This is a genomic window from Streptomyces sp. NPDC018610 (assembly GCF_044391765.1).
Taxonomy (GTDB): domain Bacteria; phylum Actinomycetota; class Actinomycetes; order Streptomycetales; family Streptomycetaceae; genus Streptomyces.
On sequence record NZ_JBISAL010000008.1, the window covers coordinates 12,572 to 31,805 of the forward strand.

Here is a 19,234-nt window from a genome sequence, read left to right on the forward strand (position 1 = left end):
CGTAGGGTGGCGGGATGATCTTCCGTCCCGCCGCCTTCCTCGCCCTGTCCGCCGGCCTCACCCGGACCTTCGCCGCCGCGCTGCGGACCACGGCGCCCGGCGGCCGGCGGCGCTGGGAGCGGACCAACCACGCGGGCCGGTCCGTCGGGCTGTACGCCGGGCCCGCCACCGCGCTGGGGGCGGCCTGCGCCGCCGGACGGGTACGGCCCGCCGCCGCCCTCGCGGTGCTCGCCGCCGGTGCCTGCGGCGCCTACGACGACGTCGCCGGGGCCGGCGACCCGCGGCGCGGGTTCCGCGCCCACCTCACGGCCCTGCGCGACGGCGAGGTCACCAGCGGCGCGGTCAAGCTGTTCGGGATCGGCGCCGCCGGGCTGCTCACCGGCGCGCTGCTGAAGGAACGGCCCGTCGACAAGGTGCTCGCGGGCGTGGTGGTCGCCGGCGCCGCGCACGCCGTCAACCTCGTGGACGTACGGCCCGGGCGCGCCGCCGCTGCGGTCCTCGCGCTCGCCGCGCCCGGCCTGCTGCGGCGCGGACCCGGGGCCGAACTGTCCGCCGTCGCCGTCGGGGCCGCCCTTGCGGCCCTGCCCGACGATCTGGGGGAGCGGACGATGCTCGGTGACACCGGGGCGCACGCCCTGGGCGCGGCCCTCGGCGCCGCGGCCGTCGTGTGCAACGGGCGCGCCGGGCTGCTCGCCCACGCCGTCGCGGCGGCGGCCGCCGCCGCGTACGGCGACCGGGTGAGCGAGTTCGCCCGCTCCCTCTGACGCGCCGGCGCACGCGCCCCCAGCACACCTCGCTTTCACTCATGTGGGTGACCCGATACACCGTGTCGGCCCGTCACCACACGCTCGCCACCACCCGATGGGCCCGGAACACCCGTACGTACTGGCATCCTTGGGGCGGGGGCGGCACACGGAGCGGGTGCGCGCGGTCCGGTCCTCGGCCCGGCACCTTCCGCACGATCTTCGATACGTTGCCCTGTGAGCGCCCGGCGCCGGACCCTCCGGTGACGGACCACCCGGCACCGGTCGCACGACCGGCCGACGCCGAACCATCCGACGCCGAAACCAGGAGCCCCGGCCGCGTGAGCCCCGTGACCAGCCACGTAACGCACGGTCAGCCGCCGCTGCGCACCGTGCAGGTGCTCGGCGGCGGCAACGCCGGCAGCAGCGCGCACGTGCGGTCGCTGGCCGCGGGGCTGGTCGCCAGGGGCGTACGGGTCACGGTGTGCGCCCCCGAGCCGATCGACCGCGCCTACGGATTCACCGCGGCCGGCGCCGAGCACCTCCATGTGCCGCGCAGCAGCGACCCGGTGTCGGTGGCCGCGCTGCGCACCGCCTGCGCGGGCGCCGACCTGGTGCACGCCCACGGACTGCACGCCTCCTTCCGGGCGGCGCTCGCGCTCAGTGGACGCCCCACCCCGCTCGTCGTCACGTGGCACAACCACGCTCACGCCGAAGGCCCCCGGGCGCACCTGCTGCGGATGCTGGAGCGGCGCGTGGTCAAGGCCGCCACCGTCGTGCTCGGCACCACCTCCGAGCTGGTGGACCGGGCACGCCACCGGGGGGCGCGGGACGCCCGGCTCGCCGCGGTCGCCGTGCCCCGCCCGCCCTCCGCCCACGCGCACCCGGACCGCCCGTGCCCCAAGGTGCGCGCCGAACTCGGGGCCACCGGCAGGCCGTTGCTCATCACCGTCGCCTCCCTGGACCCGCACCGCGGCCACGAACTGCTGCTGGACGCCGCCCGCGCCTGGCGGAGCGCCGAACCCCTGCCGCTGGTCGTGATCGCGGGCGAGGGGCCGCTGCGGCCGGCGCTGCAGCGGCGCATCGAGGACGAGGGCCTGCCGGTCCGGCTGATCGGACGGCGCGCCGACGTCGGCGAACTCCTCGCCGCCGCCGACCTGGCCCTGCTGCCCGGCAGCGGGGAGGCCCGCTCCGTGCTCGCCCAGGAGGCCCTCAACGCGCGCGTGCCGCTGGTCGCCGCGCGCACCGGCGGCATCGCCGAACTCGTCGGCGACGCCGCCGAACTCGTCCCGCACCGCGACCCGGAGGCGTTCGCCGCGGCCGTCCTGCGGCTGCTCGGCGACCCCGCACGCCGTCGCGAGCTGCGGGAACGGGGGACCCGACAGGCGGCCACCTGGCCCACCGAGGACGAGACCGTCGCCCAAGTACTCAGCATCTACGATGAGTTGACCCAGCCCCGACCACTCGGCCAGCGGCTGGGCAACGGTCTGTGACGGTCCGGAGGATCGCGCCGCAGCCGACGCGCGGCCGCCGACGGGCGGGCCGTGGGACTCAGGGCACGTGTCTGCGGGCGCGCAGGGCGAGGCTGAGGGCCAGCACCGTCTGCGGGTCGTCGAGGTCGGTGCCCAGCAACTCCCCGATACGGGCGAGCCGGTTGTAGAGCGTCTGCCGGTTCAGGTGCAGCTCGCGGGCGGTCTCGGCCTTGCGGCCCGCGTGCGCCAGATACGTCTGCAGGGTGGGCAGCAGCGGCGGCTTCGACCGGTTGTCGTGATCGCGCAGCGGACCGATCGCACGGTCCACGAAGGCCGCCAGATCGGGGTGGTCGCGCAACCGCCACAGCAGCAGGTCGATGTCCAGCCGGCGGGCGTCGTACCAGGGCCGCTCCGGCAGCCCCTGCGCCGCCGTCGCCGTCTCGGCCGCGTGCCGCAGCCCCGCCGAGGCCGCCGCCCAGCCGCCCGCCACGCCGACCACCACCACCGGGGGCTGCGCGCCCGGCCGGTGCATCCCCGCGCGCTGCGCCCCGGCCCGCAGCGCCACCGCCACCCGGTCCGCGACCGCCGCCCGCTCCGCCTCCGAACGCAGCCCGACCAGCAGCGGCACCCGGCCCTCGACCGGACGCACGCCCAGCAGCACCGGCACCCCCACCGCGGCCAGCTCCTCGGCGACCGCGCGCGCCAGCACCGCCCAGCCGCCGCCCGGCGCCAGCGTGTCGCCGAGCCGCATGACCACGGGCAGCAGCGGACTCGCACCCGGCTTGAAACCGAGGACGCGGGCCTGCGCCGGGGCGTCCTCGGCGGCGATCCGGCCCTCGGCGAGGTCGGTGAGGAAGTCGCCGCGTCCGCGCGCCGCCAGTTCTTCCTCCTGCCGGGCCTGCATCAGCACCACGGCCAGGATCCCGGCGGCGCGCTCGGCGGCCATCCGGTGCACGGGGGCGAGCGGGCCGCGCACCGGCAGCAGCACGAGCCGGGCACGGACCGAGCCGGTGCCCGGTCCGCCGCCGGGCACGTCCACCAGGACCGAGCCGGCCGGCGGCGGGGCGTCCTTGTGCTGGCCGCGCAGTCCCTCCCAGACCTGGAGCGGATCGGCGCCCTCGGGGCCGGAGCCGGCCGCGTACAGCAGCCGGCCGTCGGGTGTCTCCAGGAAGACCGGGTTGCCGGCGGAGCCGGCGAGGACGGCGAGCACCTGGGGGGCCCCGCCGCCGCCGAGCAGGGCCTCGGTGCAGCGGCGGTGCACCTCCTCGGCGCGCTGCAGCAGCGCGTAGTGGCCGTTGACGATCTCCGTGTGGATCTCCTCGGTCACCGTCACGAACGGCACCTCGCGGTGCAGCTGGACGAGCGGGAGGCCGGCGGTGCGGGCGGTGTCGACGAGGGTGGCGGGCAGGCGGGTGAAGCGGGGGCCCAGCTCGACGACGAGGGCGGCGATGCCGCGTTCGGCGAGGGTGCGGACGAAGGCGCGCTGGTCGGCGGGGCGGGTGCCGAGGCCGTAGCCGGTGGTGAGGAGGAGTTCGCCGCCCTTGAGGAGGGAGGCGATGTTGGGGACCTCGCCGGCGTGCACCCAGCGGACGGTGCGGCCCAGGCGGTCCGCGCCGGCCATGACTTCGGGCAGGCCGCTGCGGAGGCCGGGGAGTTCGAGGGCGCGCTGGACGGTGATGCCGGCGCCCTCGGTGTCGGGTCGAGGGTCCATGGAAGCGGACGCTACCTGCAAGTTCGGGGGCCGGGGAGACTCGGGGGACCGGAGTCTCGGGTGCCTGGGGCTCGGGAGACTTGGAATCGGTGGGGCGTGGAGCTTCGGGGGGCCGGCAGGTCGAGGGTGTGGGGCTTCGCCGGGCCGGCAGGTCGAGGGCGTGGAGCCTGGGGTGCCCGGGGTTCGGGGGACCGGAGTCGCTCGGCGCCCCGAGGCGGGGGTGGCCGTCGGGTGGATCGTGCTTGCCCCGCCGGGAGGGTGCGCTGCGCCCACCCTCCCCAAGCTCTGAAGGAGCAGGGGCCCCGTCGCCCCAGCGGCACGACTGCCCGCAGTTACGCGGGTCGTCGCCGGTGGGGCGGCTGCCCGCAGCTGTGCGGGTGTGGCTGCGGGGCGGAGTCGGGGTGGGTCAGCCGCCGTAGGCGCCGCTGGCTGTCAGGCGGAGGGCCGTGTCGATCAGGGGGACGTGGCTGAAGGCCTGGGGGAAGTTGCCGACCTGGCGTTGCAGGCGCGGGTCCCACTCCTCGGCCAGCAGGCCCAGGTCGTTGCGGAGCGAGAGCAGCTTCTCGAAGAGCTTCCTCGCCTCGTCGACACGGCCGATCATCGCCAGGTCGTCGGCCATCCAGAACGAGCAGGCGAGGAACGCGCCCTCGTCGCCGGGCAGACCGTCCACGCCCGCGTGGTCGCCGTCGGTGGGGTAACGCAGGATGAAGCCGTCGGTGGTGGACAGCTCGCGCTGGATCGCCTCGATGGTGCCGATGACCCGCTTGTCGTCCGGCGGCAGGAAGCCCATCTGCGGGATCAGCAGCAAGGACGCGTCCAGCTCACGGGAGCCGTAGGACTGCGTGAAGGTGTTGCGTTCCTTGTCGTAGCCCTTCTCGCACACGTCCCGGTGGATCTCCTCGCGCAGCTCCTTGAAGCGCTCCAGCGGGCCGTCGACGTCGCCGGACTCCATCAGCTTGATCGTGCGGTCCACCGCGACCCACGCCATGACCTTGGAGTGCACGAAGTGGCGGCGCGGCCCGCGCACCTCCCAGATGCCCTCGTCCGGCTCCTGCCAGTGCTTCTCCAGGTAGCGGATCAGCTTCAGCTGGAGCAGGGAGGCGTAGTCGTTGCGGGCCAGGCCGGTCATGTGGGCCAGGTGCAGCGCCTCGGTGACCTCGCCGTAGACGTCCAGCTGGAGCTGGTGCGCGGCGCCGTTGCCCACCCGCACCGGGGCGGAGTTCTCGTAGCCGGGCAGCCAGTCCAGCTCCGCCTCGCCGAGCTCGCGCTCGCCGGCGATGCCGTACATGATCTGGAGGTTCTCCGGGTCGCCGGCGACGGCGCGCAGCAGCCACTCGCGCCAGGCGCGGGCCTCCTCGCGGTAGCCGGTGCGCAGCAGCGAGGACAGGGTGATCGCCGCGTCGCGCAGCCAGGTGTAGCGGTAGTCCCAGTTGCGCACGCCGCCGATGTCCTCGGGCAGGGAGGTGGTCGGGGCCGCGACGATGCCGCCGGTGGGGGCGTACGTCAGGGCCTTCAGCGTGATCAGGGAGCGGACCACGGCCTCGCGGTAGGGGCCGTGGTACGTACAGTGCCCGACCCACTCGCGCCAGAAGTCCTCCGTCGCCTCCAGCGACTGCTCCGGCTCCGGCAGCGGCGGCGGCTCCTTGTGCGAGGGCTGCCAGGAGATGGTGAACGCGATCCGGTCACCGGGAGCGACGGTGAAGTCCGCGTACGTGGTCAGCGACTCGCCGTAGGTGTCGGCCGGTGTGTCGAACCACACGGAGTCCGGGCCGGCGACGGCCACCGTCCGCGACTCGTGCCGGTGCACCCACGGCACGATCCGGCCGTAGGAGAACCGCATGCGCAGCGTCGAGCGCATCGGGACCCGGCCGGTCACGCCCTCGACGATGCGGATCACCTGGGGGGCGCCGTCGCGCGGGGGCATGAAATCGGTCACGCGGACCGTGCCCCGGGGGGTGTCCCACTCCGATTCCAGGATGAGCGAGTCGCCGCGGTAGCCGCGCCGGGTCGCCGCGGGCGGTTCCGCGTCGTCCGGATAGGCGGGGCCGAGCCGCCAGAAGCCGTGCTCCTCGGTGCCCAGCAGACCGGCGAAGATGGCGTGCGAGTCGAAGCGGGGCAGGCACAGCCAGTCCACCGTGCCGTCCCGGCAGACCAGGGCAGCGGTCTGCATGTCTCCGATGAGTGCGTAGTCTTCGATGCGCCCGGCCACGTGCAACTCCAGTCGAACGGCCACGTCACCCCGCAAGAAGGGGGCTGTCGCTTGGTGAGGTCAGGGGAAGGTCGTTGTAATGCGGCGCCGGGCGGTGAGGCAAACCGCCGGACGGCCGTGAGGCAGAACGACAATCTTTGCTCAAACCATTGCTCGGCGCACTGACGAGCTCTCGTTTTCCGGTGTGTACGGGCGGGGGTGGTGCCGTCTTGCCGGCCGCGCTCGGCAGCGAGTGTCCGAGCAGGATACGACGCACGCAGATGATCCGCGTGCCGCTCCGGGCAACCTGACTGCGCCGAACGGGTGAGCACCGGGTGAGGGACCCGTGACCGCCACGCACCGCTGTCCGCCCGTGCGCGGAGGGTGCCCGGGGGCCGTCCCCGTCCGGCGCTGATACCCTGGTAGCCCGTGGACCGGTGGGCACGAAACCCCCGAACCGCAGCGACGGCGCCTCAGCCGGAAAACCCGGGTTCCCCGGGCCGGCCCGCCGTACCGCACGACAATCCGCGACCACGGGAGCCCCCTCTTGGCCATGCCGCCCGCTGCTTTCCGAAACAGCACAGCCACGACGACCAAGCACATCTTCGTCACCGGGGGTGTCGCCTCCTCGCTCGGCAAGGGCCTCACCGCCTCCAGCCTGGGCATGCTGCTCAAGGCCCGTGGCCTGCGCGTCGTCATGCAGAAGCTCGACCCGTACCTGAACGTCGACCCGGGCACGATGAACCCCTTCCAGCACGGTGAGGTGTTCGTCACCAACGACGGCGCCGAGACCGACCTGGACATCGGCCACTACGAGCGGTTCCTCGACCGCGATCTGGACGGCTCGGCCAACGTCACCACCGGCCAGGTCTACTCCACCGTGATCGCCAAGGAGCGTCGCGGCGAGTACCTCGGCGACACCGTGCAGGTCATCCCGCACATCACCAACGAGATCAAGCACCGCATCCGGCGCATGGCCACCGACGAGGTGGACGTCGTCATCACCGAGGTCGGCGGCACGGTCGGCGACATCGAGTCGCTGCCGTTCCTGGAGACCGTCCGCCAGGTCCGCCACGAGGTCGGCCGGGACAACGTGTTCGTGGTGCACATCTCGCTGCTGCCCTACATCGGCCCGTCCGGCGAGCTGAAGACCAAGCCGACCCAGCACTCGGTGGCCGCGCTGCGCAACATCGGCATCCAGCCGGACGCGATCGTGCTGCGCTGCGACCGCGAGGTGCCCACCGCGATCAAGCGGAAGATCTCGCTGATGTGCGACGTCGACGAGGCCGCCGTGGTCGCCTGCCCCGACGCCCGCTCGATCTACGACATCCCGAAGGTCATCCACGGCGAGGGCCTGGACGCCTACGTCGTGCGCAAGCTCGACCTGCCCTTCCGCGACGTGGACTGGACGACCTGGGACGACCTGCTCGACCGCGTCCACAACCCCGACCACGAGATCACCCTCGCCCTGGTCGGCAAGTACATCGACCTGCCCGACGCCTATCTGTCGGTGACCGAGGCGCTGCGCGCCGGCGGTTTCGCCAACAGGGCCCGGGTGAAGATCAAGTGGGTCACCTCCGACGACTGCAAGACCCCGGCCGGCGCCAAGGCGCAGCTCGGTGACGTCGACGGCATCTGCATCCCCGGCGGCTTCGGCGACCGCGGTGTGCTCGGCAAGGTCGGCGCGATCCGCTACGCCCGCGAGAACAAGATCCCGTTGCTGGGCCTGTGCCTGGGCCTGCAGTGCATCGTGATCGAGGCCGCGCGCAACCTGGCCGACGTCTCCGACGCCAACTCCACCGAGTTCGACCCGGCCACGGCCCACCCGGTGATCTCCACCATGGCCGAGCAGCTCGACATCGTCGCCGGCGAGGGCGACATGGGCGGCACCATGCGGCTCGGCATGTACCCGGCCAAGCTGGCCGAGGGCTCCATCGTGCGCGAGGTGTACGACGGCAAGGAGTACATCGAGGAGCGCCACCGTCACCGCTACGAGGTGAACAACGCCTACCGCGCCGAGCTGGAGAAGAAGGCGGGCATCGTCTTCTCCGGCACCTCCCCGGACGGCAAGCTCGTCGAGTACGTCGAGTACCCGCGTGACGTCCACCCCTACCTGGTCGCCACCCAGGCGCACCCGGAGCTGCGCTCGCGGCCGACCCGCCCGCACCCGCTGTTCGCGGGCCTGGTGAAGGCCGCGGTCGAGCGGAAGATCTCCGAGTAACCCGCTCGGCTGTACGGTGGCCGGGGTGCGCGCCTTCGAGGTGGGCACCCCGGTTTCCGTAGGCGGCGGAAGGCCCCCGCACGTCCCGTACGGGTGGACCGACCGCCTGAGCACGTGGGGATGCACGCGTGCGGCGCGTGTGGGAAGGACAGGGCATGACGATCAAGGACACCCCGGAGGAGTGGGAGATCCGGGGCAGCGAGACGCCGTTCACCGGCAACAAGACCTCGGTGCGCACCGACGAGGTGGTCATGCCCGACGGCTCCGTGGCCCGCCGCGACTACCAGGTCCACCCCGGCTCGGTGGCCGTCCTCGCCCTGGACGCCGAGGACCGGGTCCTGGTCATCCGCCAGTACCGCCACCCCGTGCGGGAGCGGCTGTGGGAGATCCCGGCCGGCCTGCTCGACGTGCCCGGCGAGAATCCGCTGCACGCCGCCCAGCGCGAGCTGTACGAGGAGGCGCACGTCAAGGCGGAGGACTGGCGGGTGCTGACCGACGTCTACACCACCCCCGGCGGCTGCGACGAGGCGGTACGGATCTTCCTGGCCCGCGACCTGTCGGAGGCGGAGGGCGAGCGCTTCGCCGCCGAGCACGAGGAGACCGACATGGAGCTCGCCCGGGTGCCGGTCGACGAGCTCGTCCGGGGCGTCCTCGCGGGCGACCTGCACAACAACTGCCTCGTGGTGGGCGTGCTCTCCCTCGTCGCGGCGCGCGAGGGCGACGGTCCGGACGCCCTGCGCCCGGCCGAGGCGCCCTGGCCGGCGCGGCCCTTCGCGTCCTGAACCGAACTCGCCCCTTCCGGTGTGACCATCGCTTGATCCGATCGGGCGATGTGCCCGCCCCGCTCGTCCCGGGACGTCGCAGAGCGTGAACTAGGCTCTGAGGACGCCCGCTCCGGAGACCCGGCGGGCTCGCGCGTGCGGTGGGACGGGAGTGTGGCCCGTGACGGATCAGGCGGTGGACGCAGGCGGCGTGAACCTGTCGGGCGACGACCGGTCACCGGCGGCCACGAAGAGCCTCTTCCTGGGCCGCACACGCGAGCTGAAGGAGCTGCGCGCGGACATCGAGCGCACCGGCCTCGACACCATCTCCGGGCGCAAGGCCCCCCGCGCGCGCGTGCTCCTCATCGCGGGCCGGCCCGGCTCCGGACGCACCGCGCTCGCCGAGGAGCTGGTGCGGCAGGTCGCCGACCGGTACCCGGACGGCGTGCTGCGCGCCCGGCTCACCGAGCCCGACGGCGCCCCCGTACCGGTCGAGCGCGCCGCCGGCGAGCTGCTGGACGCCCTCGGCCTGCCCGTACCGCCCGGCGCCGCCGAGGACGACCTGACCGCCACGCTGCGCGACGCCCTCGCCGAGCGCCGAGCGCTGCTCCTGCTCGACGACGCGGCCGGCGCCGAGCAGGTCGACCCGCTGCTGCCGGACAACGCCGACTGCCTGCTCGTCGCCGTCTCCCGGGGGCCGCTCACCGGCATCGCCGACGTGCGCCCCTGCACCCTGGGCGGCCTGGACACCAAGTCCGGGGTGGAGCTGCTGGCCCGGCGCATCGACCCGGTGCGCATCACCGTCGACCCGCGCGCCGCCGAGTCCCTCGTGGAGGTCTGCCAGGGCCAGCCCGCCGCGCTCGCCCTGGCCGGCGGCTGGCTCGCCGCCCGCCCCAAGGCGGCCGTCTCCGACCTCGCCAAGCAACTGCACGCCGAACCCGACGACGGCGCCCCGCTCGACCGCGTCCTGCGCCTCGTCCACGACTCGCTGCCCGGTTCCGCGGCCCGTGTGCTGCGGCTGCTCGCCCTCGCCCCGGCCGGCCATGTCGACCCGCAGACCGCCTCGGCGCTCGCCGGCTGCTCGCTGGAGACCGCCCGCGACCTGCTCGACGACTTCGCCGCCCTCGGCCTGCTGCGGACCGTGCCCTGCCCGCTGCCGTCCTACCGGGTGCCCGGCTGTCTGCACCCGGGGCTGCTGGCCCTCGCCGAGCGCCGCGAGCGCCCCGCCGAACTCCAGCTGGCCCGGGCCAGGATGCTGGAGCGGACGGTGCGGCTGCTGCAGTCCTGCCGTGCGATCACCGAGACCGACAGCCCCGAGACCCGGGAACGGCTCAAGACGCTGCCGCCCGGCGTGCGCTTCCCCACCCCCCGGGCCGCCGAGGACTGGCTGCGCGCCCGCCGGCCCGCCCTGCTCGCCGCCGCCCGGCTCGCGGTCGCCGACGGGGAGCTGGACACCCTCGCCCGCCGGCTGATGGCCCAGCTGGTGCGGGCCATGGCCGCCCACCTCGGCACCCAGGCGGCCGCCGGCGACCTGTACGGCATCCACCGCCTGGTCCTCGACGTGGCACGGCGCCGGCACCTGCCCCGGGAGCAGGCCGCCGCCCTGCTCAACCTCGCCGACCTCGACGCCCGCACCGGCCGGACCGCCGACGCCCTGGCCCGCTACCGGGCGGCGCTGGACGCCGGACGCGCGGCGAACGACCCGTACGCGACCGGCCGCGCGATGGAATCCGTAGGCGGCGCCCACCAGGAGCTGGGCGACCACGACCGGGCCGCCGACTGGTTCGGCCGCGCCCTGGCCCAGCGCCTGGCGCGCGGCGAACGCGAGGACGCCGCCCGGCTGTACGGCCGGATCGCCACCGCCCACACCTACGCGGGCCGCTACGGCGAGGCGCTGCGCAACTGGCGGGCGGCCGTCGCCGTGTACCGCAAGGCGGGCGATGTGGCCGCCCACGCAAGGGCGTTGAGCGAACTGGCGCGCGTCCAGGAGTACGCGGGACGGCCCGCCGACTGCCTGCGCACCTGCCAGGAGGCCGTCGAGCTGGCCCGCCGCGCCGAGGACGTCCGGCTCCAGGCGGCGCTCCAACTCAGGCTCGCCGACACGCTGGAACGACTCGGCGATCCGGCCGCCGCGGGCCTGCACCGGGGGGCGGCCGAACGCATGCTCACGGGCGAAATCCGGCCGCCCGGGCCCGCCGACGGATCGACGGCGGAGGACGGCCAGGACGGCACATCACAGGAACAGGGCGCTGATGCCTGCGAAATCCGCAGCGCATCTCCTGAAGATTGATGCAATGAAAGGCTAGACAGCGAGAACACCTTCATTAAACTGGCTCTGCCGCTCGTTCTCCTGCGGTGTCTCCTGGTATGCCCACGCATGCCGGGGTACGTCTTGTATTGCCCCACATTCCCTGAGCCAAGGACCGTGATCGACGTGAAGGTCGGCATCCCCCGCGAGGTCAAGAACAACGAGTTCCGGGTGGCCATCACCCCCGCCGGCGTGCACGAGCTGGTGCGCAACGGCCACCAGGTCGTCGTCGAGCGGAACGCCGGCGTCGGCTCCTCGATCCCGGACGCGGAGTACCTGGCCGCCGGCGCCGAGATCCTGGAGACGGCCGACGAGGTCTGGGCCTCCGCCGACCTGCTGCTGAAGGTCAAGGAGCCGGTCGCCGAGGAGTATCACCGCCTCCGCAAGGACCAGATCCTCTTCACCTACCTGCACCTGGCCGCCTCCAAGGAGTGCACGGACGCCCTCCTGGAGTCCGGCACCACGGCGATCGCCTACGAGACCGTCGAGCTGCCGAACCGCGCCCTGCCGCTGCTCGCCCCGATGTCCGAGGTGGCCGGCCGTCTCGCCCCGCAGGTCGGCGCCTACCAGCTGATGGCCGCCAACGGCGGCCGCGGTGTGCTGCCGGGCGGCGTCCCGGGCGTGCCCGCCGGCAAGGCCGTCATCATCGGCGGCGGCGTCTCCGGCTGGAACGCCGCGCAGATCGCCATCGGCCTGGGCTTCCACGTGACCCTGCTCGACAAGGACATCAACAAGCTCAAGGAAGCCGACAAGATCTTCGGCACGAAGATCCAGACCGTCGTCTCCAACGCCTTCGAGCTGGAGAAGGCCTGCCTGGAGGCCGACCTCGTCGTCGGCGCCGTTCTCATCCCGGGCGCCAAGGCGCCCAAGCTGGTCACCAACGAGCTGGTGTCCCGGATGAAGGCCGGAAGTGTCCTTGTCGACATCGCGATCGACCAGGGCGGCTGCTTCGAGGACTCCCACCCCACCACGCACGCCGAGCCGACCTTCAAGGTCCACGACTCGGTCTTCTACTGCGTGGCCAACATGCCCGGCGCGGTGCCCAACACCTCCACCTACGCGCTGACCAACGCCACGCTGCCGTACATCGTCTCGCTCGCCAACAACGGCTGGGTGGAGGCGCTGCGCCGCGACGCCGCACTGGCCAAGGGCCTCAACACCCATGACGGCAAGGTCGTTTACCGCGAGGTCGCCGAGGCGCACAACCTGGAGCACGTCGAGCTGGAGACCCTGCTCGGCTGACCGGCCGGCCGCCCCGGTCGTCAAGTCGCCCACGGGCAAAAGGCGATACGTCAACACGTGTCGTCAACCCCACACACCCGGCCGGACCTTGCCCGACAAGGTCCGGCCGGGTGTGTGTATGGTCACTTCGCCGCACTCGGCCAACTCGCCTCGAACGCAACCATTCGACCGATTCACGCACCGGTGAAACCTGCTGTGCGACGGTTGTACGCCCTTGACAGGGGGATGTTCCATTGCCGACACATCGGGCCGGGTCCGGCGGATTGTGTTGCTGCGGACGCCCGACACGCCATAGAGTCGCCAATCGTCGGCATGGTGCCACGCTGACCTGTCTAGAAGTTCCCTGGTCACCAAGGAGGTAAGACGACTTGTGAATGAGTCGACATTTACTCCCGGGGGTGGTCAACCAGGAATGCCTGCGCGGAGCCAGAACTCCACGGGGCTCGAGGCTGTCGGCTCCGTCGCTGTGCGCACCTTCGCAGCCCACCAGGGTCACCGGTTCCCAGGGGTGACCCAGCCAGGACACCAGAGCATGGATGGCCATCACGTGAACGCCATGGCCGGCGACGGAAGTGGCGCGCCCCACAACCACTTCGCCGACTACGACGAACTGCCCGAGGGGCACTTCTACGACCCCGACGCCGAGTACGAGCCCGACCCCGAGTACGCGGCCACGCTCGCGCCCGACGCGGCCCGCCAGCGCCGTGAGCGCGTCGGCCCGACCGGACGCCCGCTGCCGTACTTCCCGATCCCGGGCCCGCTGACCGATCACGGCCCCGCGAAGATCATCGCGATGTGCAACCAGAAGGGCGGCGTCGGCAAGACGACGTCGACCATCAACCTGGGCGCCGCGCTCGCGGAGTACGGCCGCCGGGTGCTGCTCGTGGACTTCGACCCGCAGGGCGCGCTGTCGGTCGGTCTCGGCGTCAACCCGATGGAGCTCGACCTCACCGTCTACAACCTGCTCATGGAGCGGGGCATGTCCGCGGACGAGGTCCTGCTGAAGACGGCGGTCCCCAACATGGACCTGCTGCCCAGCAACATCGACCTGTCGGCCGCCGAGGTCCAGCTGGTCTCCGAGGTCGCGCGCGAGTCGACGCTGCAGCGCGCCCTGAAGCCGCTGATGGACGACTACGACTACATCGTCATCGACTGCCAGCCCTCGCTCGGCCTGCTCACCGTCAACGCCCTCACGGCCGCGCACAAGGTGATCGTGCCGCTGGAGTGCGAGTTCTTCGCGCTGCGCGGTGTCGCGCTGCTCACCGAGACCATCGAGAAGGTCCAGGAGCGCCTCAACCCGGAGCTGGAGCTCGACGGGATCCTCGCCACGATGTACGACTCGCGCACCGTGCACAGCCGTGAGGTGCTCGCACGCGTCGTGGAGGCGTTCGACGACCACGTGTACCACACGGTCATCGGGCGTACGGTCCGCTTCCCGGAGACCACGGTCGCCGGCGAGCCGATCACCACCTACGCCTCCAACTCCGTCGGCGCCGCCGCCTACCGCCAGCTCGCCAGGGAGGTGCTCGCCCGGTGTCACGCCGAGTGAGTCTGCCCGGGGCCGACGAACTGTTCCGTACGACAGGGGGGACGGCGCTCCAGGCGTCCACTCCCCGGCGCCAGGCCGGCGGCGAGGCCAGGGTGCCCGCTCCCGCGGGGGAGAGCGATCCCTCCTCCGCCCCGGCGGAGGACGCCCCGCAGTCGGTGCCCGCGCAGGGCGGCGACGGCGCGGGCGCGGAGCACGTCGCGGCCGACGCGGACCCGGCCGGGGCCGGCGAGTCCCGCAGCCGCGGCGCCACGGAGTCCGCCCCGGAGCGCTCCGGGCGGCGCCCGGGCGCACCGGAGGGTTCCGTTCCCGCGCAGGCCCAGCCGCAGCCGCGCAAGCGCGGCCGGGCGGCGGCCCGGCGGCCCAGCGGGCGCGAGCGGCACGACGAGAAGATCACGGTCTATGTGTCCGCCGAGGAACTCATGGACCTGGAGCACGCCCGCCTGGTGCTGCGCGGCGAGCACGGACTGGCCGTCGACCGCGGGCGCATCGTCCGCGAGGCGGTGGCGGTCGTCCTCGCCGATCTGGAGACCCGCGGGGACGCCAGCATCCTCGTACGACGGCTGCGCGGGCGGTAGCGGTAGCCTGCGGAGGTCATGACCTCGAACGACGTTCCCCCGGCCGGCCCCGGCCGCAGACGTGTGCTGGGCAGGGGACCGGGAGCGAGCGCTCCGGGGCCCGCTCCGTCCGCCGCCCCGACGCCGCCCCAGGCGCCCTCGGCCGCCGAGCCGCCCCGGCCCCAGGAGCCCGCCGCCCCGGAAGACCCGGCCCGGCCCGAGGCCCCTGAGGCCTCCGCGACACCCGACGACGCCACGCGGCCCGAGGCGCCCGACGAGCCGGCGCCGTCCCGCGTGCCCGGCGTCTCGAAGGGGCCGGCGCGGTCCCAGGTCCGCGTGACGCCCGTCTCCGTGACGCCCGACGAGACCGCGCGGCCCGGGGCGCCCGCGACGCCCGACGAGCCGGTGGACGAGTCGCTGACGGCTCCGGTGCTCCGCCCGCGCACGGCGTCCCGGTCGGACACCGCGTCCCGGCCCGTCCCGGTGTCCGGTGCGGCCCCGGCCGCCGCCGCGGCGGCGGCCGCGCAGGGCGGAGCCGGTGGCGGGTCCGGGGCCGGGACGGGGACCGAGGCCGACGAGGACGGCGCTGACGGCGGTGTCTTCAAGGTGCGGCTCTCGAACTTCGAGGGCCCCTTCGACCTGCTGCTCCAGCTGATCGCCAAGCACAAGCTCGACGTCACCGAGGTCGCGTTGTCGAAGGTGACCGACGAGTTCATGGCGCACATCCGGGCCATGGGCCCGGACTGGGACCTCGACGAGACGACCGAGTTCCTGGTCGTGGCCGCCACGCTGCTCGACCTGAAGGCGGCCCGGCTGCTGCCCGCCGCCGAGGTGGAGGACGAGGCCGACCTCGCCCTGCTGGAGGCCCGCGACCTGCTCTTCGCGCGGCTGCTCCAGTACCGGGCGTACAAGCAGATCGCCGACATCTTCAACGCCCGGCTGGACGAGGAGGCGCGCCGGTACCCCCGTACCGTCGGACTCGAACCCCACCACGCCGAACTGCTGCCCGAGGTGGTCATCAGCATCGGCCCGGAGGGCTTCGCCAGGCTCGCCGTCAAGGCGATGCAGCCCAGGCCCAAGCCGCAGGTGTACGTCGACCACATCCACGCGCCCCTGGTCAGCGTGCAGGAACAGGCCGCGATCGTCGTCGCCCGGCTGCGCGAGCTCGGCGAGGCCGGCTTCCGCACCCTGGTCGAGGACACCGACGACACCCTGACCGTCGTCGCCCGCTTCCTCGCCCTGCTGGAGCTGTACCGGGAGAAGGCCGTCGCCCTGGAGCAGGAGACGGCCCTCGGCGAGCTCACCGTGCGGTGGACCGGCGGAGACGGCGAGAACGCGCCGATGGTCACCGACGAGTTCGACCGGCCGCCCGAGCAGCCCGAGGAGCCCGACAAGGAGAGGAAGCCGTGAGCGAGGAGACCGCCGAGGTCCCGGCCGGCCTGCGTGCCGTCGCCGATCTCGACCTCAAGCCCGCCCTGGAGGCCGTCCTCATGGTCGTGGACGAGCCCGCGACCGAGGAGCAGCTCGCCAAGACCCTCCAGCGGCCCCGGCGGCAGATCGCGGACGCGCTGCGCGAGCTGGCCGACGAGTACACCGTGCAGGGACGCGGCTTCGAGCTGCGGACGGTCGCCGGGGGCTGGCGCTTCTACACCCGCCCCGAGTACGCGGCGGCCGTGGAGACCTTCGTCCTGGACGGCCAGCAGGCCCGGCTCACCCAGGCCGCGCTGGAGACCCTGGCCGTGGTCGCCTACCGGCAGCCGGTCAGCCGCAGCCGGGTCTCCGCCGTGCGCGGAGTCAACTGCGACGGCGTGATGCGGACCCTGCTCCAGCGCGGGCTGGTCCAGGAGGCGGGCACGGAACCCGAAACAGGTGCGATCCTGTACACGACGACGAACTACTTCCTGGAGCGGATGGGCCTGCGCGGTCTGGACGAGCTCCCGGAGCTCGCGCCCTTCCTCCCGGAGGCGGAGGCGATCGAGGCCGAGACCCAGGAAGGGGTGCCGTCGTTCGACCCGGACGCCCCCGATGACGGCCCGGGTCCCCGGGCGACCGTCCGGGGGTACGACGACGCAGACGACCAGACGGACATTTGATGCGAAGCAGCGGCAGGAACGGCGGACACGGCGGGCGCGGCAACCACCGCGGCGCCGGCAACGACAGGGACGACAAGCAGGGGCAGGGCCGCCCCCGCAAGCCCCGTCCCGAGGAGCGCCGCTACGACGTGGGCCCCGGCGCCACGAAGGACGGCCCGAAGGCGGGCCGCGGCGGCGCGGCCCGCGGCGGCGCCAAGGGCGGCCCCAAGCAGGGCCAGCAGCGCGGCGGCCGCACGGCCCCGGCGCGCTCGCGCGAGTACGAGGCGCGGGCCGAGGAGCGCAACCGCGAGCGCTACGCCGGCAAGAAGGACATCAAGCCGCCCAAGACCTTCCCGGGCGCCGAGCAGGAGGGCGAGCGGCTGCAGAAGGTGCTCGCCCGCGCCGGCTACGGTTCGCGGCGCGCCTGCGAGGAGCTGATCGAGCAGGCCCGTGTCGAGGTCAACGGCGAGATCGTGCTGGAGCAGGGCAAGCGGGTCGACCCGGAGAAGGACGAGGTCAAGGTCGACGGCCTGACCGTGGCCACGCAGTCGTACCAGTTCTTCTCGCTGAACAAGCCCGCCGGCGTCGTCTCCACCATGGAGGACCCGGAGGGCCGCCAGTGCCTCGGCGACTACGTCACCAACCGGGAGACGCGCCTGTTCCACGTGGGCCGGCTCGACACCGAGACCGAGGGCGTCATCCTGCTCACCAACCACGGTGAGCTGGCGCACCGCCTCACGCACCCCAAGTACGGCGTGCGCAAGACCTACCTCGCGCACATCGTCGGCCCGATCCCGCGCGACCTGGGCAAGCGCCTGAAGGACGGCATCCAGCTGGAGGACGGTTACGCGCGCGCGGACCACTTCCGGGTGGTCGAGCAGACCGGCAAGAACTACCTCGTCGAGGTCACCCTTCACGAGGGCCGCAAGCACATCGTGCGCCGCATGCTCGCCGAGGCCGGCTTCCCCGTCGACAAGCTGGTCCGCACCGCCTTCGGCCCCATCACCCTGGGCGACCAGAAGTCCGGCTGGCTGCGCCGCCTGTCCAACACCGAGGTCGGCATGCTGATGCAGGAGGTCGACCTCTAGAGCCCGGCCCCCTGGGGACTGCCGGCTTCCACCGGATCCGTGGTTCCCAGGGGCTCGCGGCAGGCCGAGGCGCGGCGGACGCGGTGCAGGAAGTCCGCCACGCGGCGCAGGTCGGGTTCCCCGGGCAGCGGCGTGCGGCGGGCGGCCTCCTCGGCCTCGGCCGCCAGGCGCGCCATCCAGGTCTCGATCCGGGGCCAGGGGATCTCGCCGCGCTTGACCGCCAGCAGGCGTTCGCGCTCCTCGCCGACATCGACGGTGAGGCGTCCGGTGCGCAGGAGGTCGCGGGCGCCGGTGAGCAGGCGCAGCAGGTGCATGGCGTGCTTCCAGCGCGGGACGCCGTGCGTGCGCAGGTCGGCGTCGAGCTTGCGGCGCTGGGCGAGCGCGTAGCCCGTGAAACTCTCGTGCGCGCGGCGGGACAGGAACGCCTGCCGCAGGGCGAGCAGCTCACGGCCCGTGTCGTCGGCGTACTCCACGAGCGGGGAGTGCAGGCACTCCAGAATGTTGGGGTTGGCGCGCAGGGCCAGCTCGCAGAAGCGTTCCAGCTCCCAGCTGAACTGTTCGGGCAGCGGGCCGTCCACGTGCGTCGGCGGCTTCTCGAAACGCCAGTAGAGCGGGGTGGGGGCGACGAACACCCCCCGGCGGTCCGTGTCGCTGTCGTCCGTCGCCAGTCCGAAGGCCCGCGAGCCCATGACACAGGCGTAGATCGTGTGGTCGCGTACCAGGTCCTCGGGCTGCATGACCCGGAGCGTACGCGCGACCTCACGTCAGGCGGATGGAATTTCCCGACACCTCGATCTTCTTCGGGGCCAGCGGATGGGCCGCCGGTCCCCGGGCCACCGAGCCGTCGGCGACATGGAACATGCTGCCGTGGCAGGGGCAGTCGATGGTGCCGTCCGCGACCTTGGCCACCGTGCAGCCCTGGTGCGTGCAGACGGCGGAGAACGCCTTGAACTCGCCCTTCTTCGGCTGGGTGACGACGATCTTGTGCTCGGCGAAGACCTTCCCGCCGCCCACCGGGATGTCGCTCGTGCTGGTGAGTTCCTGCGCCATGGCGCTCGGCGAGGAGGACCCGGCCGCGGCGGCCGAGGAGGCCGGCGCCGAGGCGGCGGGGGACAGCTCGGACGAGCCGGTGTCGGCCGAGTTCGAGTCGCTGCAACCGGCGACGAGCGCCACAGCGCCCGTCGCGAGAACCGTGCGCCGGGACGATCCCGTCGATCCCTGAGTCATGCCGTCGCTCCGAGGGGTGCCGAGGAGGAAGATCGCTCCGAGTGGAGCGGGCAGTATCCTCCCATCGATAAGCCCCAAGGAGAAGCAAATCGGGCGAG

At 73.3% G+C, this 19,234-nt stretch carries 15 protein-coding genes; 11 read left to right on the top strand and 4 right to left on the bottom strand.

Translation table 11 applies throughout. The annotated features are described in order from the left end of the window. Positions 1–14 precede the first annotated feature (14 nt). Together ACH5A8_RS20830 and ACH5A8_RS20835 are read left to right on the top strand one after the other, a co-directional pair. Complete coding sequence (locus tag ACH5A8_RS20830; protein WP_399003991.1) at positions 15–764, top strand: hypothetical protein; 750 nt, start codon at positions 15–17, stop codon at positions 762–764. A gap of 320 nt (positions 765–1,084) precedes the next feature. Further along, positions 1,085–2,236 (top strand): glycosyltransferase family 4 protein, encoded by a 1,152-nt coding sequence (locus ACH5A8_RS20835; RefSeq protein WP_399003993.1) that lies wholly within the window; start codon positions 1,085–1,087, stop codon positions 2,234–2,236. 58 nt (positions 2,237–2,294) lie between these two features. Here ACH5A8_RS20835 and ACH5A8_RS20840 read toward each other — a convergent pair whose 3' ends face one another. Both ACH5A8_RS20840 and ACH5A8_RS20845 read right to left on the bottom strand, forming a co-directional pair. Then, positions 2,295–3,926, bottom strand: a complete 1,632-nt coding sequence (locus ACH5A8_RS20840; RefSeq protein ID WP_399003995.1) for a PucR family transcriptional regulator — start codon at positions 3,924–3,926, stop codon at positions 2,295–2,297. Positions 3,927–4,332: 406 nt separating this feature from the next. After that, entirely contained in the window at positions 4,333–6,135 is a 1,803-nt protein-coding gene (locus ACH5A8_RS20845) for a glycoside hydrolase family 15 protein (RefSeq protein ID WP_399004612.1), read from the bottom strand. Positions 6,136–6,667: 532 nt separating this feature from the next. On the opposite strand from ACH5A8_RS20845, the gene ACH5A8_RS20850 reads away from it, so the two are divergent. From ACH5A8_RS20850 to ACH5A8_RS20890, 9 genes are all read left to right on the top strand, one after another. Then, positions 6,668–8,335, top strand: a complete 1,668-nt coding sequence (locus ACH5A8_RS20850) for a CTP synthase (RefSeq protein ID WP_399003997.1) — start codon at positions 6,668–6,670, stop codon at positions 8,333–8,335. Positions 8,336–8,490: 155 nt separating this feature from the next. After that, a complete protein-coding gene (locus tag ACH5A8_RS20855) occupies positions 8,491–9,117 on the top strand; it encodes an NUDIX domain-containing protein (protein WP_399003999.1) in 627 nt (208 codons plus the stop codon). Positions 9,118–9,277: 160 nt separating this feature from the next. Further along, on the top strand, positions 9,278–11,386 hold the full coding sequence (locus ACH5A8_RS20860; RefSeq protein ID WP_399004001.1) for a tetratricopeptide repeat protein: 2,109 nt from the start codon (positions 9,278–9,280) through the stop codon (positions 11,384–11,386). Between the two features lie 135 nt (positions 11,387–11,521). Next, positions 11,522–12,646 carry an alanine dehydrogenase gene (gene ald, locus ACH5A8_RS20865; RefSeq protein WP_399004003.1) on the top strand — a complete coding sequence of 375 codons (1,125 nt, stop codon included), beginning with the start codon at positions 11,522–11,524 and terminating at the stop codon, positions 12,644–12,646. A 412-nt stretch (positions 12,647–13,058) separates the two neighbouring features. Next, on the top strand, positions 13,059–14,195 hold the full coding sequence (locus tag ACH5A8_RS20870) for a ParA family protein (RefSeq protein ID WP_399004005.1): 1,137 nt from the start codon (positions 13,059–13,061) through the stop codon (positions 14,193–14,195). Next, complete coding sequence (locus ACH5A8_RS20875; protein ID WP_399004007.1) at positions 14,180–14,770, top strand: hypothetical protein; 591 nt, start codon at positions 14,180–14,182, stop codon at positions 14,768–14,770. Before ACH5A8_RS20870 ends, ACH5A8_RS20875 begins: the two co-directional genes overlap by 16 nt. 18 nt (positions 14,771–14,788) lie before the next feature. Beyond that, positions 14,789–16,159 carry a segregation/condensation protein A gene (locus tag ACH5A8_RS20880; RefSeq protein WP_399004009.1) on the top strand — a complete coding sequence of 457 codons (1,371 nt, stop codon included), beginning with the start codon at positions 14,789–14,791 and terminating at the stop codon, positions 16,157–16,159. Then, positions 16,156–16,842 carry an SMC-Scp complex subunit ScpB gene (gene scpB, locus ACH5A8_RS20885; RefSeq protein WP_399004011.1) on the top strand — a complete coding sequence of 229 codons (687 nt, stop codon included), beginning with the start codon at positions 16,156–16,158 and terminating at the stop codon, positions 16,840–16,842. The genes ACH5A8_RS20880 and scpB overlap by 4 nt, the downstream gene beginning before the upstream one ends. Continuing rightward, positions 16,842–17,909: a pseudouridine synthase gene (locus ACH5A8_RS20890; protein ID WP_365534770.1), complete on the top strand. Its 1,068-nt coding sequence runs from the start codon at positions 16,842–16,844 to the stop codon at positions 17,907–17,909. Before scpB ends, ACH5A8_RS20890 begins: the two co-directional genes overlap by 1 nt. On the opposite strand, the gene ACH5A8_RS20895 is transcribed toward ACH5A8_RS20890, so the two are convergent. Together ACH5A8_RS20895 and ACH5A8_RS20900 are read right to left on the bottom strand one after the other, a co-directional pair. After that, positions 17,906–18,646, bottom strand: a complete 741-nt coding sequence (locus ACH5A8_RS20895) for a DNA polymerase beta superfamily protein (RefSeq protein WP_399004013.1) — start codon at positions 18,644–18,646, stop codon at positions 17,906–17,908. The genes ACH5A8_RS20890 and ACH5A8_RS20895 overlap by 4 nt on opposite strands. 22 nt (positions 18,647–18,668) lie before the next feature. After that, complete coding sequence (locus ACH5A8_RS20900; protein ID WP_399004015.1) at positions 18,669–19,136, bottom strand: Rieske (2Fe-2S) protein; 468 nt, start codon at positions 19,134–19,136, stop codon at positions 18,669–18,671. Positions 19,137–19,234 lie beyond the last annotated feature (98 nt).